Source organism: Shewanella basaltis (assembly GCF_023283885.1).
Classification (GTDB): Bacteria; Pseudomonadota; Gammaproteobacteria; order Enterobacterales; family Shewanellaceae; genus Shewanella; species Shewanella basaltis.
This window is the reverse complement of sequence record NZ_JAKILA010000006.1, coordinates 128,612-144,757: the sequence shown is the minus strand read 5'-3', so window position 1 is coordinate 144,757 and position 16,146 is coordinate 128,612. Positions and strand designations below refer to the sequence as shown.

Here is a 16,146-nt window from a genome sequence, read left to right as displayed (position 1 = left end):
ACTCAGACTTTCCATTTCTTTGTTGCATCGCCTTAAAAGGGAATAACCATTCCTTCAACAATGCGCCTCAAACTAAAAAGTCTGAGTGGCTCTGATTGGTCACATAATTAATGGAAATGGTATTAGACAAGGCAATGACTGAATGAGTCGTTATCCTCTTACGAAGTCATGCAACGCAGTGTAAGCCCTTTTAACACTCGCCATTTATTAATGCGCAATGGTATTACATTGCTTGATTATTTAGTGGGAGTGTTGTGTCTTTCAGTTAAATCATCGGGGTGCAGGCCAGACAAACAAGATGAGATTGGGTGTTTATATGGTAGGCTTTGACAGAGATGAAGTCTTATTGCAGTAAAGCGAGATATGACAGAAATAGATATGCTTTAAGCTTATAACTGTATTTTACACAAATAATTAAGGCTTGACGTTGATATCTACCTAGGTAGTAAGTCAACAATCAAGCCCTAATAATCAACCTATTAATATAAGCTAATTTTTAATAGCAATTCTTACTTTTTGTAAGAAGAAGCCATGTTGTCTAAACGGTCGTTAGCACGTTTAGCTTCGGCTTGTGCGTCCATAGAAGCTGCTTTAGCGCCTTTAACATCGGCAGATAGCTTGCTTTGCTCAGACTTTAAAGAACCAACTTCTGCTGATAGTTGATCAACTTTGTTACCTAGGTTTGCTACGCTTTCTTCTAAAGCGGTAGTGTTAGCACAACCACCTAATAAAGCAGTCATCGCAACACCAGCAATCATCAGTACTTTTTTGTTCATGGGTAAATCCCTTAATATATAGGTTGTTAAATAGTGCATCGGCGTGTGCCTTTGCAACGGCGTAATTATGTCACAGTTTTTTTTATTTGCTAGAGGCAAACAAAATAATATTCACTTAAAATAGCGAAAAAAATGAAAATTGCAAGTATGTAAGCTGTAAAGGACTATTATTTATCGATTTTATATAAATTTTAGTGATTTATTGCTTATATACCGTTAAAAAGGCATTTTTTCGTTTTTTATCGTAAACATCGAGATACCTTTTTAACATGTTTGATTGTTTAGGGCTAGTCGAAATTTTAACTCATTAACACATTGAATTCGTTTGAGTTGTAGTTGCTGTTTTATTTCAGCCCCTTGAAACCCAGCGGCAATAATCGTCTGTACGTCGACCTGTGCTGCTGTTTGGAAACATTGCTGTAAGTATTCCGCTTGGGGATATAGCGCCTGTTCAAATCCTGTACGGCCTCTAATATCGCCGTGGCAGCATACTAATAAATCTGTCAGCCGTTGTGGTTTTCGCCATAAATCAGCCTTGTCGAACAGTTTGATTATCGTCTCGGCTTTAAGTTCAAACGCATTATGAATATTTTGATGTTGGTCGCTAACAAGTAGTGCTAAATCTCGATATTCATTGGGTACTTTGATCCTAGCGCAAAGTTTTTTTATGAGAGGTAAGCCTTTTTGCCCGTGACCATAATGTTTTGGCCAATCTTGAACGGGGGTGAGTGCTTTACCTAAGTCATGGACGAGAGAGGCAAAACGGACGGCTTTATTACTTGTTAGTAAGCTTGTTTGCTGAAGCACCAATAACGTATGGATACCTGTGTCAATTTCTGGATGCCATTTCTCAGGTTGAGGAACACCAAACAGTGCATCAATTTCTGGAAATAACACTGTTAGCGCTTGGCATTGTCTTAATACTTCAAAAAAGACCTGCGGGCTTTGACTTGCTAACGCTTTGTCACATTCTTGCCAAACACGTTCAGGTGTAAGATGATCCAACTCACCACTAGCAGTAATGTCGGTCATTAATTGCATGGTTTCTGCGGCAATCGTAAAGCCTAAATGATGAAAACGAGCGGCAAACCGTGCAACACGTAACACCCGCAATGGATCTTCAACAAATGCCGCTGACACATGACGAAGTATTTTAGCGTTAATATCGGCTATGCCATTGTATGGGTCGAAAAGCGTGCCGTGTTCGTCTTGGGCTATGGCATTAATGGTTAAATCTCGGCGTAAGAGGTCATCTTCAAGAGTCACTGCTTTGCTGGCATCACAACTAAAGCCCTGATAACCATTACCTGTTTTACGCTCTGTTCTTGCTAATGCATATTCTTGCTGGGTTTGAGGGTGTAAAAATACCGGAAAGTCTTTGCCTACTTGCTGATAACCTTGAGCTAGCATTTCTTCAACACTGCTGCCCACAACCATATAGTCTTTATCGACAACAGTTTGATTAAGAAGGGTATCGCGTACGGCCCCGCCTACTAAATAAATCTTCATGGCGTACCACAACGTGTAATAATAAGTGGCTTAAATATTATCAGAGTTAGATTTTCACGGCTAACTTTTGACAAGTAATGACACAAGCATTAACGTGAGCCGTCAGTTACAAATAAGGATTTTTGGTCGAATGTATAAAGCCTTCTATGGATTAAATGATAATCCGTTTTCAATTGCGCCTAACCCACATTATATGTTCTTAAGCGATCGTCATCGTGAAGCGCTTGCGCATTTGACTTATGGCCTTGGGGAGACGGGCGGATTTGTTTTGTTAACGGGTGAGGTTGGTACCGGAAAAACGACCGTTTCTCGATGTTTATTGGAGCAAATACCAGACAATACCGACACCGCGTTTATTCTTAACCCTTCGCTCACAGAACTTGAGTTGCTGGCCACTTTATGTGATGAGTTAGAAATCGCTTATGGTGACAACCCCACCTTAAAACAGTTAACTGATTTAATCAGTATGTATTTACTGAATAATCATAAAAATGGCCGTAACACTGTGTTGATTATTGATGAAGCGCAACACTTACGTTCTGAGGTGCTAGAGCAACTGCGTTTACTGACTAATTTAGAAACCAATACCAAAAAATTATTACAGGTGATTTTGATTGGTCAGCCTGAGTTACAGCAATTACTTAAACGCCAAGACCTGCGCCAATTAGCACAGCGTATTACCGCCCGATATCACTTATTGCCACTTAATAAAGAAGAAATTGCCCTGTATGTTCAGCATCGCTTGCAGGTCGCCGGCCGACATGAGCCCTTATTTACGCGTAAAGCGATAGCGGCATTACATAAACATTCTGGCGGCATTCCGCGCTTAACCAATTTATTATGTGAGCGCGCATTAATGGCAGGGTACGGCCAAGTTAAGGTGCCAATAGATCATAAAATGGTGGATCAGGCTGCAGTTGAAGTACTCGGTGATATTGATGTCTCTCATGATAAGCGTTGGCCTTTTGTTGCCGCAACAGCACTTGTATTAGCATTTGGTTTATCTTTTTACTGGTTTAATCGCAGTAATATTGATGAAAATAGTAATGTTGCAACGCTATCGCCAAAAAACGATGAACAAATCATCACGCCAGCTAGTGAAGAGATAAAGGCTACGTCTCAGGTCGTCGCGCAAGCCAAACCGGCGGTTAATGCCCAACAGCAAATATTGCATCAGGCGATGTTACAAAGCCGCAGTATCGACAATGCGTTTGCAGGATTGTTTGGGTTATGGAATAAACAACCTATTATTGGATTATCGGCTTGCCAGGCTGCACAGCAGCAAGCGCTAGCCTGTTACCAGCAACAGGGTAATTGGCACAGTATTATGCGACTAAATTATCCAGCAGTTGTGTATTTACAGGATACGCAAGCCAATGTGTTTTATGGCGTAATTGTTGAGCGCCAAGCCGAACAGATTTTACTGCAATTGGGTGAACAACAATTTTGGGTAAATAAAGATTGGTTCGATCGCCACTTTAGCGGTACTTTCGAAATTTTGTGGCAACCTGACAGTGTATTGCCCCGAGAAATTGGCCAGTCATCGAGTTTGTCACAGGTGCAATGGCTTGAAAATAGCCTTGCACGGGTTAATCAACGACCGGCAAGATTATTGACTCGGTTTGATAACGAGTTAGAGCAACAACTGATGAGCTTTCAGCGTCAACACGGTTTAAAGCCGGACGGCATTGCTGGTAATCAAACCTTAATTCAGCTTAATTTGTATTTAAGTCAGCAAGGCCCAAGGCTAAATAGCGCTGAGGTAAACCGTTAATGTCTATTTTATTGGATGCCGTCAATCGTAAAAAACAGCAGCATGGCGAGGCGGTTGATTTACTGTCGCTCCCTCCCATTCAGTATTCTTCTCGTGCACCTAAAAACAGCCAATTAAATAAATACACACTACTCGTTGCTGCGATTGTTTTTGGCATTGGTGCCGCTTGGGGGATGAGTGTTCTATTACACACACCAGGGGCAACGCAGGTCATATCACCAACTCAAACCGAGTCTGAGCGGGTGGCGTCTCCTGCAGAAACCACAAGTGCTGTTACTGTCGCGGTCACTCCCGTTGCGGCAGTGGCATCGGCTAATGACGATATTCGTTTAGCGGGTAAAGTGGCATTGCCAATTGCAAAGCCATTTAATCATTTGGATAGCCAAGCAGAAACGGCGAATCGCAACAACGCCTTTGTTGAGCCTGTTGCAAACCCTAATGCCTATTCAAACGAGCTTGATGTGGCGGTTCAGTATAGTGAGCCTGACATGATCGCCGTAGAAGCAGAGTCGGTTCAACGCCAAGTAGCTAATGAGCAGGAAGAGGCCATAATATTGGGTGCCAATGCTAATCGCCGGGGCTTAGCTGAACTTGAGGCGTTGCGCTTACAGGTAAATGCCGCGGCAAAAGATGTTGATTTTGCTTCTGTAAAGCAGCCTTCAACTGATGATCGTAATAACTTGATTGCCGCATTTGAAACGGCACTAAAAGAGGTTGAGTTTGAGCAGTCTGCCAATCAACCAGTCACTGAAGAAAAACTGGATACTATTCCAAGGCCCGACAATCAGCAGTTGCCACGTTATGGTGACTTACCTGCAAGTGTGCAACTACAAGTGCCAGAGTTTAATATTGTCGCGCATGTCTATTCTACAGAACCCAGCAATCGTTGGTTAAATGTTGATGGGGTAGAGTTGCAGCAAGGTGATATGATTAAAAACAAACTCACCATTATTGAGATCCGTCCTCGAGATATTGTGCTGGATATCAATGGTGAACAATTTAGAGTACCGGCAATTTAGCTGATTAAAGTATAAGAAAAGTGTTGTATTGTCGCGCTAGCATGTTACCAAGCTCACTGTTAAGTTGCTTTTGGTGATGTGAATAAAACCAATTGAATAGTTTGAGTTTATGACTGTTAATTATATGTTTAATAAATAAAAAAGGCGCATAAAGCGCCTTTTTTATTGCCAAACTAGATTAGCCATAAATGCTATTGGCTAAAAACAAGGTTAAGCCGTACCCTATGCAATAACATAATAGTAATGCCGGGACATATTTTAAGTAGCTGACGAATGTCAGTTCTTCCACTTTACTCATGGCAATGATGCCAGCGGCCGAACCAATAATTAACAGCGAACCACCCACACCAACAGAATAGGTTAACCCTAGCCACTGGGCTGTAGTTAACACAGGCTCAGCTTTTAATAGTGCTGCAGTTAATGGTACGTTGTCTAATAAAGCAGAGCCGACACCGGTAAAGAAGTTAGAAATGCTTGGGTTATACATACTATACACTTCTGTTAATAGGTTTAATGTACCAATCTCTTTAAGCATACCAACCAGTAATAATATCCCTAGGAAGAAGAGTAAGGTATCGAATTCAACCTGGCGAATATACTCTAATATTTGCACTTCTTCTGTTTTGCTTTTGCTGGTGCGTCCGACTAAGAACATGACCGATAAACCAAATAAGAAGGTCAATACTGGCGGTATACCAAACAGGACATTCAATACCATGGTTAATATGATAGTGATGAAAAATATTAAGCCAATAACGATATCAACCGTATTATAGTTTTGCTCTATTGGCGAGGTACTGACGCGTCCTTCTGCTTTAAGTGAGAACAATATGGCTAATATTGTTACGCTAATTCCGGCCGGAATAAACAGGATAAGCAATTCAGAGATGTGTACTTTACCCGCAAGGAAAATCATTAATGTGGTTACATCACCTGTGATAAGTGCCACACCACCAGAGTTCACCGCAAAAATGATTAACACAGCCATACGGCGGCGCATTTGATTGTCTAGATTAAATGTGGTGAGTAACCCCAAAGACACTAAGGTTGCAGTCACGTTGTCACAAAATGTTGAAAGCACTAACGAGAACATCCCCACTTGTAGCATCAACATGCGCACTGACACTTGCTGAGGGAAGATTTTTTGCACTAAAACTTGGATCATTCCTTTGGCATTAAGGTATGCCACAAAGGTCATGGTAGACATTAAAAACAGCCATAACGTGGCAATTTCTAGTAAGTTTTCATTAAGTTCTTCACCAACCAATTTACTGTTTTCTGGACTACCTGAAGCCATAAATAGAGTGATCCAAGCAATACAGCCAAGGAACAAGGTGGTTTTTGCTTTGTTAATATGGGTTACTTCTTCGAGCACGATACTTAACAGTGCAAGCACCGCAAGTGAGATTAGAAAGGTATGTAGCATGACTGCAATTCCAACTTTGTGTTGTAGGTAATCAACCTCATTACCGCGAATTTTTGCTAACTTAAGTTAACCTGATTTTAAGGTTAAATTAAGCTTTGTTTTTGGCGGTGCGATCACATCACACCCTGAACTTTTTCGCAATATGGATCACAGTTTTTTCGTTAATTATCGACCAAAGTTGTGGGTAAAATAATGAACGCGTGAAAAGGGATAGGAATTTGTTAACACAAATAAAAATAGGATAAACAACTTGGTTGTTTATCCTATTTTTGTTATCAACTCTATGCTTAACGTAATATAACCTTAAGCCATAGTGGTGTTTATTTCATTGCTGCAAATACACGGTCAACCGCGGCTAGCGTGTATTCGATTTCCTCATCGCCATGAGCCATCGATAAGAAACCTGCTTCATAGGCGCTCGGCGCTAAATACACACCTTCATCTAACATGGCATGGTAAAAATGACGGAAATGCTCCATGTTGCATTGGGTTACTTGAGCAAAAGAGGTCATTGGTGCTGTGTCTTCAGTAAAGAAGAAACCAAACATACCACCTGCATAAGTAATGCTTAATGGAATACCGTGCTTGTCTGCTGCGGCTTTAAAACCTTGTGCGACACGTTTGGTTTTTTCAGCAAGCGCTTCGTATAAGCCTGGCTCACACAATGCATCCATTTGGGCAAGACCTGCCGACATCGCAATGGGGTTACCCGACAATGTGCCTGCCTGATAAACTGGGCCAGTAGGAGCAATAAATTGCATGACGTCTTTACGGCCACCAAAAGCACCAACCGGCATACCACCGCCAATCACTTTACCTAATGTGGTTAAGTCTGGGGTTACACCGTAAAAGCCTTGTGCGCCACTCATAGAGACACGGAAACCTGTCATGACTTCGTCGATAATTAATAACGCACCGAATTCATCACAAATAGCACGTAATCCTTGTAAAAAACCGTCTACAGGTGGAATGCAGTTCATGTTACCTGCAACAGGCTCAAGAATAATACAGGCGATATCTTCAGGGTATTGTTCGAAAATAGCACGTACAGAGGCAAGATCGTTGTAGGTTGCCGTTAGCGTGTGCTTTGCAAAATCTTCAGGAATACCCGGCGAGCTTGGCTGACCAAGGGTTAATGCACCAGAGCCTGCTTTAACTAATAAACAGTCCGCATGGCCGTGGTAGCAGCCTTCAAACTTTAAAATATTGTCGCGGTTGGTGAAGCCACGTGCTAAACGGATGGCACTCATGGTGGCTTCAGTACCTGAGCTGACCATGCGTACTTGTTCCATTGATGGCACCATAGAGATGACTTTTTCTGCCATTTTGACTTCTAACTCAGTCGGCGCACCAAATGACAACCCATTTTCAACCGCTTTTAATACGGCTTGACGAATTTTAGGGTGGTTATGGCCTAAAATCATCGGTCCCCATGAACCCACATAGTCGATATATTTTTTACCGTCAGCATCGAAAATATAAGCACCGTCAGCTTTTTCGATAAACAACGGAGAACCACCAACACCATTAAAGGCACGAACGGGTGAGTTAACACCACCTGGAATGGTCTTTTTAGCCTGTTCAAATAAGACTTCGGAACGGGTCATGTCTAATCCTTAATATAGAGCGCCGATTATCTATCGGCTTTACGTGAATACCAGTTTACTGGGCACTCATACTTTTCGAGTTGGTTTTCAACGCCAAGAGTTAATGCAAAAAGTGCCATGCGTATAAGTAAGCCGTTGTCGGCTTGTCTAAAAATTGCCAAACTTGGATGGCTGTTTAAATCATTGTCGAGTTCGTTTGCTTGTGCACGCGAATCTCGTGGTAACGGGTGCATAATCACGGTGTTTGACTTGCAATGCTGCGTGTAAATATTGTGATTTAAGCGAAATTTACCGCGATACTTGTTAGCTTCTTCTTGTGACGGAAAACGCTCTTCTTGAATGCGGGTTAAATACAAAATATCAGCCTGATGTAAATTACCTTCAAGCTGCTCAGTTATTGTGATCTTATGGCCAGCATTTTCAATGTCGGCGATCACATAGTCAGGCATTGCTAGTTCACTAGGTGATATCAATGTGAACTTAATGTCTTTATACATGCAAAGTAAGCGTGATAATGAATGTACTGTACGGCCATATTTTAAATCACCCACCATAGCGATGTGCATACCATCAATGGTCAAGCCTGAATGACTGAGTTCTTTTTTAATGGTAAATAAATCGAGTAATGCTTGCGTTGGATGTTCATTGGGGCCATCGCCACCATTAATAACGGGTACCCGGCTTCCTTCGGCGAACTCTTTAACTGAATAGGCGTCAGGGTGACGCATGGCAATGACATCTGAATAGGTCGATAGCACTCGTGCCGTGTCGTATAAAGACTCACCTTTTGATAATGACGATGAGGCCATTCCGGTTGTTTCACGAACATGACCACCCAGTAAATTAAACGCACAGCCAAAACTGACGCGAGTACGGGTGCTGGGTTCAAAAAACAGGTTACCCAAAATTGCTCCTTCTAACACCTTGGTACGTTTTTCACGTAAGGCGTAAGGAGTCATTTTGTTAGCAATGGTAAAAATAGTGTTTATTGAATCCAGATCTAACTGGTTTACGGAAAGGATATGTGAACCTTCGAACTGCATCATCAGCCTGATTTCCAGAGTTTAGGGTAAATTATGCACTTACAAGGTGCGCAATTTACCGTTATTTTGTAGGGTAATTATCGGTTTTTTATATTATGTGGCTGAGGCAAAATTGTAGCAGAAAATAAACAACAGATAAATATGCGCTATGGGATTCACTTGTTTAAAAATAGAACCTTAAGGGCGCCGATGATGAACAGAAACTTTTGCATTTACCACTGTATCTTTTGCTCTGCATTATTGCTATTTGAAAGCCAGCAACCATGCGTACATAGCGGTGCTTTAATCAAAAAACGCTGGGCGTATCCTCAGCGGTGACTTATTTTATATTTGCCCAGATCTGATTTCTTGAACCAGGTTAGCCCAGCTAATAACCCCAACCACTTTTTGACCGTTAGGGTTATTGGGGCTGTCGCGATAAATATAAACCTCACCTGAGCGCTTAGCGGCTAGAGCTTCATAGGCTTCATTAAGCGTGGCGTTATCTGGAAGCCCTGGCATAGGGTGGCGAGACAAGGTGGTAGAATCTTCAAAAGATTGCATTTCCAGGCGCAGCATTTCGATTTTACCTTCGCCATTTCGAACTAATACTGGTCGCCCTTCGGCACGTTTGAGTACCTCTAGTAGCAGTTCATCGTCGTCGTTAACAATAACAAAGCGTCGGTCCATTAATACTCTTACGCCCTTTTTTTGCAGGCCTTGGTTTAGCGGTGCAACTTTGTAACCTAGACCCATAATATCCAATTGCTTTAAAAATATAGAGCTGGTGTTAAAGCCCTGATAAGCGACCAAAAAGGCTGGGATTGTAATAAACATTGCCGGTAAAATAATTGATGCATCATTGGTCAGCTCAAGCAGCGCTACTAACGCAGCCAGTGGAGCGCTTAAGCAAACGCCCATCATCGCGGTCATTCCAATCACAGTGTATAAGCCGATATAGGGCGAAATTGATGGGAACAATAAACTGCTTAAAATTGCCAAAATAGCACCAACCAGTGCGCCAATGCCATAAAGTGGGCCGATTAACCCCCCAGGAACGCCAAAGCCAATCGCCGCCACAGTGGCTAGCATTTTTGCCAATAACAACCCGAGTAAAAATAGTAGGCTTGGGTGATCACTAATGGCTTCATGAATGGCAAAATCACCGGAACCTAAGGCTTGTGGTATGACTAAACCAATTAATGTAGTTATTGTGGCGGCAATCAATAAACGGTAAAAAAGCGGCCAGTGTTGGCCTTTTGCGGTGACACTTAACAATGAAAAGTTGAACAGCGCCGCCACACAACCCAGCACGACCCCGCCAATGAGTAAAATCGGGTAGTGGTCGAGCGGAATACGGATAACATTAATCAGTTCATATTCGTGCACATTACCAAACACCAACTGACTGGATACGGCGCCACAAATGGCCGACAGCATAATGGGGAAAAAGTAATGTATTTTGTATTCTCTAACAATGACTTCAAATACAAATAATACCGCAGCCAGGGGCGCGTTAAATGTGGCAGCAATCCCGGCTGCGATGCCACTGGCACACATAATACGCACGCTGTTGTCTGGCAGGCTGAATTTTTCGGCCATCACACTGGCACTTACTGCCCCAAGATGAATAGCGGGGCCTTCTTTACCCACTGAAAAATTTGACATCAGCGCGATCAGTGCCTGGAAAAACTGCCCAGCAGCAGATTGCAGCGGCACCTTACCATAATGGAGTTTAAATCGATGAAGTACATAGGCGATGCCCATACGACGATAGCGCTTTGAGCCGAGTAAAGACAATAACCAAATGAGCGCAGCGCCAATTAACGGTAAGTAGCTTCGCCAGTCAGATAAGGTTGAACTTATCGAATGAGTATCAGAAAGCAGGTATTGTTCAGCCCAGAGTAAACTTAAACGAAATAGAATGATCACCAATGAGGCAATTATCGCAAACAGTAGCGCGAGCGCACAAAGTTGCACACTGATTTTGGCTTGAGATAATTTATCTCTAAATTCGTTATGAAGATATTTGCGCGCCGCTCTTTTGGCATGAATAATAGCGACTTTATTTATCTTAAACTGCACTGTATAACTCTAAGTTGAGTGGCATTTGTATTTTTAAAAGGTTGTTACCTAATGTTAAATTATCACCGTTGGTTGGACAGACTGCAAGTTTTAGAACGTAAAAATCGGACTTCTAGCAAATACTTACTTGGCTTAATGCTAGTATCATTTTTGTTGGGCGCGGTTAGTTTTAATTTATGGTTGTCTTTTGCGCCAGAAGCGACACCCAATAGTGTTAGTGGCAAACGCAAATTAATGCAACAGCTAGAGGAACAAGCTCAAGAGTTAGCTAGCCGAAACCTCGCGTTAAGTGTTGCTGAACACGCCAATAAAGAGATGCAAGACATGTTTAGCAGCCAATTGGCCCAACAGAAAAAATTAGAAAAAGAGCTCGCATTTTACCGAAGTGTCATGGTTACCGATGCCGATGTAGATGGGGTGGCCATTAATACGGTTGAGCTTGCGCAAGGTGTGAGTGAGGAGCGATTTCAGTTACGTATTGTGCTGACTCAATTACAAAAACGTAAAGCCAAAGTAAAAGCGAATGCAGAAGTCACCCTGTTAGGCAGTCAACATGGTAAACCCAGCTCACTTTCATTAACTAAGCTACTCAATAAAAAGCTCGCTTTTGAATTTAATTATTTTCAAATTATGGACAGTGATATCGTTTTGCCGCCAGGTTTTAGTTTACAAAGGATTGCCGTTAAAGTGATAGTCAATCAAAGCCGTGGGGTTAAAGGGGGCACGATAGAACAAATCTATAATGTTCCAGAACTATTAATGGGCGAAAAAGAACTGCGGGTAATACTTGAACAAAATAGTCAGGTAAAGGATAATTCTCAGTAGAAACCGAAGTAAGAGGTAGTAATGACTGAACAAACTGATGCAGCAATGCCGATCCAATTTACCGATGCTGCAGCAACTAAGGTAAAAGGGCTGTTAGAAGAAGAACAGAATCCTGAATTAAAACTGCGTGTGTATGTTACCGGCGGTGGTTGCTCTGGTTTTCAGTATGGCTTTACGTTCGATGAAAAAGTCAACGAAGGTGACTTCACTATTGAAAAGCAAGGCGTGCAACTGGTTGTTGATCCGATGAGTCTTCAATATCTTATGGGAGGCGAAGTGGATTACACATCTGGGCTTGAAGGGTCTCGTTTTTTTGTTAAAAACCCAAATGCGACAACAACCTGTGGTTGTGGCGCAAGCTTCTCGGTGTAATACCAAGCCAATAAAAAAAGCCGTCGAGAGACGGCTTTTTTGTGTCATTGAAATATGAGTTAACCGCTGATAATATTAAAATTAATACGCGATTTAAACCACATTTTGACCTTAGCATTAAAGCTTATCCACACTTGCAACATCCCCACAGCGATAAGTACGCCATAAAGAAGCCAGTCAGGCACTACAGTTTGAAATACGCCAAAATCCATGGTGGTAGGACTGGTATCAAGATTATCAGGTTCGTACATAATAATCGGTAACATGCTGTATATCATTAGCTGTAGCAAGCAATAAACACGTAACAGATATAATGCTGCTTTTTGCTTCCCCATAATAGCAACAACCATCAACAGGGTTAAAATGCACAACATCGAACTGAGTTCAGACAATGACTGTGTTGCAATTAAGCCGCTAATTGACAGCAATGTATACACTAGCATTAACCCCATTAGCCGTTTGGGTAAGCGAGTGCTGGCAGTGTCGTTAGTGGTGGTAGATGGTGGGGGTACTTTAGCCATCGCTGATATTCAATTAATGCTTAGCTGGTGATTTTGGTGTTAGGCGCTCACTGACTTCGTAAGGTGGCACAACCACACCTAAATCTTCTTGTACTGGGAAAACCGCGATAAATAAATCGTCATCTTCCATGCCGCTAACCCAGCGCTCTTGAAATTCTGATAATGGGATAGCAAGTGGTTCGCACTCGTTCCATTCGTCAACAGCCCAAAGTGCAGCCGTTTCTTCTGATGGCCACATTGGAATGCAGTCTTCATCTTCGGTAGTTAGCATCACGCAACCATCTTGGTCTTGCAAAGTCCATATTGTTTTTTCTGCTTTAACTTGCTCAACCATATAATCGTAACGGCCTTCTGGCGTAAGATTCATTAACTCAGATACACTTTTGACTTTGTTGCTCATATAGACTCTCATTATTTAGTAAAGGCTTTGCATAAACCCAATCGGTTTAGCCAATTTGCGGTCATCATAACATTGAGGCACGCGTTGAAAAAGTTATCTTGCTCTAAAACGCCCACCCAACACTGCAGGACGTGATGCTCCGGTGACTGCGGGTAAGTTTGCTGGTAAATCATGATGATGTCTCATGGCGAGCCAGGCAAAGGCAATACTTTCTACCCATTTCGCCTCGACCCCCAGGGCTGCCGTGGTATCCATTTTATACCCAGGCACTAAGCGGGCTAAGCGCTGCATTAATTCGGTATTGAGCGCACCACCACCACAAACAAATAATTCTCCAGTGGGTGACAGTTTATTGATGTCGTTAGCAATACTATGGCAAGTGAGGTCGAGTAATGTTGACTGAATATCTTCTTGATCTAAGTGGCTAAAATCAGCGAGTTGCTGCTCAAGCCATGCTTGGTTGAACAGTTCTCTACCAGTGCTCTTTGGTGCAGACAATGCAAAATAGGAATGTGATAACAGCTGTTTCAGAAATTCTGGGTTGGTTTTTCCAGAGGCTGCCCATACACCGTTTTCATCAAATGCATGGCCTAGGCTTTGGTGAACAAAGTAATCAATTAAGGTGTTACCTGGGCCAGTATCAAAGCCCAGAACATCATCACTATTGCCCGGCAAATAAGTAATATTCGCAATTCCGCCAATATTTAAAATTAACCGTATTTGTCCTTGCTTAGCAAATACTTGCTGGTGGAATGCGGGGACTAAAGGGGCGCCCTGACCACCTAGTGCCACATCTTTGCGTCTAAAATCGGCAATGACATCTATGTTGGTTTCAATGGCAATGGTGTTTGGGTCGCCAATTTGCAGGGTAAAGCCCATTTCTAAGTTAGGCATGTGACGCACCGTTTGCCCATGAGAACCAATGGCGATGACTTGTTCTGCGCTGACATCGGTTTTGGCAAGTAAATGATTAACTGCTTGAGCAAACAACTTGCCGACACTACGGTCAAGGCGACCTAGGCGGTTTATTTCATCATCAACGGCGGGTTGGCATAAGCGCTGTAAGCCTTTGAGCAAATGACTGGGGATAGTTTCGGTATGCCCGGCGATAAGTCTTGGGTGCTCGCCGGCAAAATCAACCAACACGGCATCGACGCCGTCCATGCTTGTGCCCGACATCAGGCCGATAAAATATTCTGGCTTAGACATGAAATACTCTCTGTACTGAAGTCGCGAGCAATTTAATTACTTGCTAACTGCTGCTGTTGATTCGATTTTAGTTGCGCCATTAATTGCTTACTTAAAGACGTAAACTTGCCTTTTTCACTGCGATTAATTGGCATCGATTTAGGTAAATCTACCGTGCGAGGGTTACGGTGTACGCCATTAACAATAAATTCGTAGTGTAAATGAGCGCCAGTCACTCGCCCCGTTTTACCTAAGGTACCAATGACTTGACCTTGCTTAACGGTATCGCCACGATTTACTTTGCGTTTAGTTAAGTGTAAGTATTTTGTGGTGTAAGTTTCATTATGTTTAATAAATACATAGTTACCGTTGAACTGATTATAGCCCGACTCGATGACTTTACCTTTGCCCGCAGCTTTTATGGGCGTGCCAATAGCGGCCACATAATCAACACCTCGGTGGGCTTTGATTTGCCCTGTAACAGGGTGAAGGCGGCGCGGGTTAAAGTTAGAACTGACATATTTAAAATCAACTGGCGAGCGTAAAAACGCTTTACGCATGCTGTTGCCATTTTCAGAATAGTATTCTCCGTCGGTGTAACGCACTGCGGTATAGCGCTCGCCCTGGTTTACAAACTCGGCTGCTAAAATGTTGCCGTTACGCAAAAATTGGCCGTCAGCATATTCTTGATCAAACAATAATGAAAAATGATCGCCTTTACGAATATCTAAAGCAAAATCAACGTCCCAACCAAAAATATTGGCCAGTTCCATAATATGATTACCAGATAAGCCCGCGTCAGCTGCCGCATTCCAAAAATTACTTTTAATGGTTGCAGTAATAAACGAAGTACGGCTTTGTACTTTTTTGGTGTTAACGACTTCTTTATATTTATCGTCACTGTGGCTAATCACTAGGGTTGAAACTTTATCCATGCGATAGCTGAGTTCTTTTAATTCACCTAACTCATTTTTGCTTATGGCAATTTCTTCGCCGGGCATAATGGTGAGCAAGTTTTTCTTAGCCAGTGGTAATTGGGTGATGTCGTAAACATCTTTTGCGCTTAAACCTGCTCGGCTAAATAATCCACCTAAGGTGTCGCCTTTGGCAACTTCATAATATTCTACGGTGTAATCATCACTGCTCGCTTGCTGCGCTAATTTTTCTTTTTGTTTGATAAGTTGATTATCAAGCTCTTTAATCACACCATCCATACCTTCTGGGCGTGTTTGTAGCATCGCGATATGTTGAGCAAAAGCTTGATCATCGGCCGTTTCTGAAACCGCGTCATCTGACACGTTTCTTTTTTGTGGTGATAATGAACTGTTATCAAAAATATTGTCGGCAATCTCTTCAGTGTTATCGTCTTTAGCAATGGTGGGTGCTGTAGGTGTTCTAAATGCTAATGGAACAGAGTATTGGCTGTTAGTCTCAGTCGAATTTGTGTCGGTGGATGGATTGACCAATTGGGTTTGTTTTGAGGCTTGTGCGTCTTCCGATGGAAACATCAGAATAATAGTGGTCAACATCACCAATAAAGATAATGTGATTTGATGTGCTTTTGGCAACAATGTGAATAAAGTTAGAAGCTTTGCCATTGACTCAGGTACCAATTTCTCTCT

General features: G+C 42.3%; 14 protein-coding genes. 4 read left to right on the top strand and 10 right to left on the bottom strand.

Annotated features, from left to right (window positions below; genetic code table 11):
• Positions 1 to 509: 509 nt before the first annotated feature.
• Together L2703_RS06795 and L2703_RS06790 are read right to left on the bottom strand one after the other, a co-directional pair.
• On the bottom strand, positions 510 to 776 hold the full coding sequence (locus L2703_RS06795) for an Lpp/OprI family alanine-zipper lipoprotein (RefSeq protein ID WP_124017059.1): 267 nt from the start codon (positions 774 to 776) through the stop codon (positions 510 to 512).
• Positions 777 to 1,040: 264 nt separating this feature from the next.
• Positions 1,041 to 2,285, bottom strand: coding sequence for a multifunctional CCA addition/repair protein (locus L2703_RS06790; protein ID WP_248970361.1), 1,245 nt, complete (start codon positions 2,283 to 2,285; stop codon positions 1,041 to 1,043).
• 130 nt (positions 2,286 to 2,415) lie between these two features.
• Here L2703_RS06790 and L2703_RS06785 point away from each other — a divergent pair, with 130 nt between their 5' ends.
• Together L2703_RS06785 and L2703_RS06780 are read left to right on the top strand one after the other, a co-directional pair.
• The gene (locus L2703_RS06785) at positions 2,416 to 4,059 is read left to right on the top strand and encodes an ExeA family protein (RefSeq protein WP_248970360.1); all 1,644 of its coding nucleotides are present in this window, start codon (positions 2,416 to 2,418) and stop codon (positions 4,057 to 4,059) included.
• Positions 4,059 to 5,078, top strand: a complete 1,020-nt coding sequence (locus L2703_RS06780) for a general secretion pathway protein GspB (protein ID WP_248970359.1) — start codon at positions 4,059 to 4,061, stop codon at positions 5,076 to 5,078. The genes L2703_RS06785 and L2703_RS06780 overlap by 1 nt, the downstream gene beginning before the upstream one ends.
• Positions 5,079 to 5,256: 178 nt before the next feature.
• Here L2703_RS06780 and nhaD read toward each other — a convergent pair whose 3' ends face one another.
• From nhaD to L2703_RS06760, 4 genes are all read right to left on the bottom strand, one after another.
• Positions 5,257 to 6,504, bottom strand: a complete 1,248-nt coding sequence (nhaD, locus tag L2703_RS06775; RefSeq protein WP_248970358.1) for a sodium:proton antiporter NhaD — start codon at positions 6,502 to 6,504, stop codon at positions 5,257 to 5,259.
• Between the two features lie 320 nt (positions 6,505 to 6,824).
• On the bottom strand, positions 6,825 to 8,111 hold the full coding sequence (gene hemL / locus L2703_RS06770; protein ID WP_248970357.1) for a glutamate-1-semialdehyde 2,1-aminomutase: 1,287 nt from the start codon (positions 8,109 to 8,111) through the stop codon (positions 6,825 to 6,827).
• Positions 8,112 to 8,137: 26 nt separating this feature from the next.
• A complete protein-coding gene (locus L2703_RS06765; protein WP_248970356.1) occupies positions 8,138 to 9,157 on the bottom strand; it encodes an aspartate carbamoyltransferase in 1,020 nt (339 codons plus the stop codon).
• Between the two features lie 321 nt (positions 9,158 to 9,478).
• The gene (locus tag L2703_RS06760; RefSeq protein ID WP_248970355.1) at positions 9,479 to 11,218 is read right to left on the bottom strand and encodes a chloride channel protein; all 1,740 of its coding nucleotides are present in this window, start codon (positions 11,216 to 11,218) and stop codon (positions 9,479 to 9,481) included.
• Between the two features lie 51 nt (positions 11,219 to 11,269).
• Here L2703_RS06760 and L2703_RS06755 point away from each other — a divergent pair, with 51 nt between their 5' ends.
• Positions 11,270 to 12,043: a DUF6776 family protein gene (locus tag L2703_RS06755; protein ID WP_248970354.1), complete on the top strand. Its 774-nt coding sequence runs from the start codon at positions 11,270 to 11,272 to the stop codon at positions 12,041 to 12,043.
• Positions 12,044 to 12,064: 21 nt separating this feature from the next.
• A complete protein-coding gene (erpA, locus tag L2703_RS06750) occupies positions 12,065 to 12,415 on the top strand; it encodes an iron-sulfur cluster insertion protein ErpA (protein WP_160053015.1) in 351 nt (116 codons plus the stop codon).
• Between the two features lie 59 nt (positions 12,416 to 12,474).
• Here the strand turns inward: erpA and L2703_RS06745 are convergent, their stop codons facing one another.
• The 4 genes from L2703_RS06745 to L2703_RS06730 all read right to left on the bottom strand — a co-directional run bounded on the left by L2703_RS06745 (position 12,475) and on the right by L2703_RS06730 (position 16,122).
• Positions 12,475 to 12,936 (bottom strand): hypothetical protein, encoded by a 462-nt coding sequence (locus L2703_RS06745; protein ID WP_248970353.1) that lies wholly within the window; start codon positions 12,934 to 12,936, stop codon positions 12,475 to 12,477.
• 13 nt (positions 12,937 to 12,949) lie between these two features.
• Positions 12,950 to 13,336, bottom strand: coding sequence for a DUF2750 domain-containing protein (locus L2703_RS06740; protein ID WP_248970352.1), 387 nt, complete (start codon positions 13,334 to 13,336; stop codon positions 12,950 to 12,952).
• A gap of 93 nt (positions 13,337 to 13,429) precedes the next feature.
• Positions 13,430 to 14,545 (bottom strand): anhydro-N-acetylmuramic acid kinase, encoded by a 1,116-nt coding sequence (locus L2703_RS06735; protein WP_248970351.1) that lies wholly within the window; start codon positions 14,543 to 14,545, stop codon positions 13,430 to 13,432.
• 32 nt (positions 14,546 to 14,577) lie between these two features.
• Positions 14,578 to 16,122, bottom strand: coding sequence for a peptidoglycan DD-metalloendopeptidase family protein (locus L2703_RS06730; RefSeq protein WP_248970350.1), 1,545 nt, complete (start codon positions 16,120 to 16,122; stop codon positions 14,578 to 14,580).
• Positions 16,123 to 16,146 lie beyond the last annotated feature (24 nt).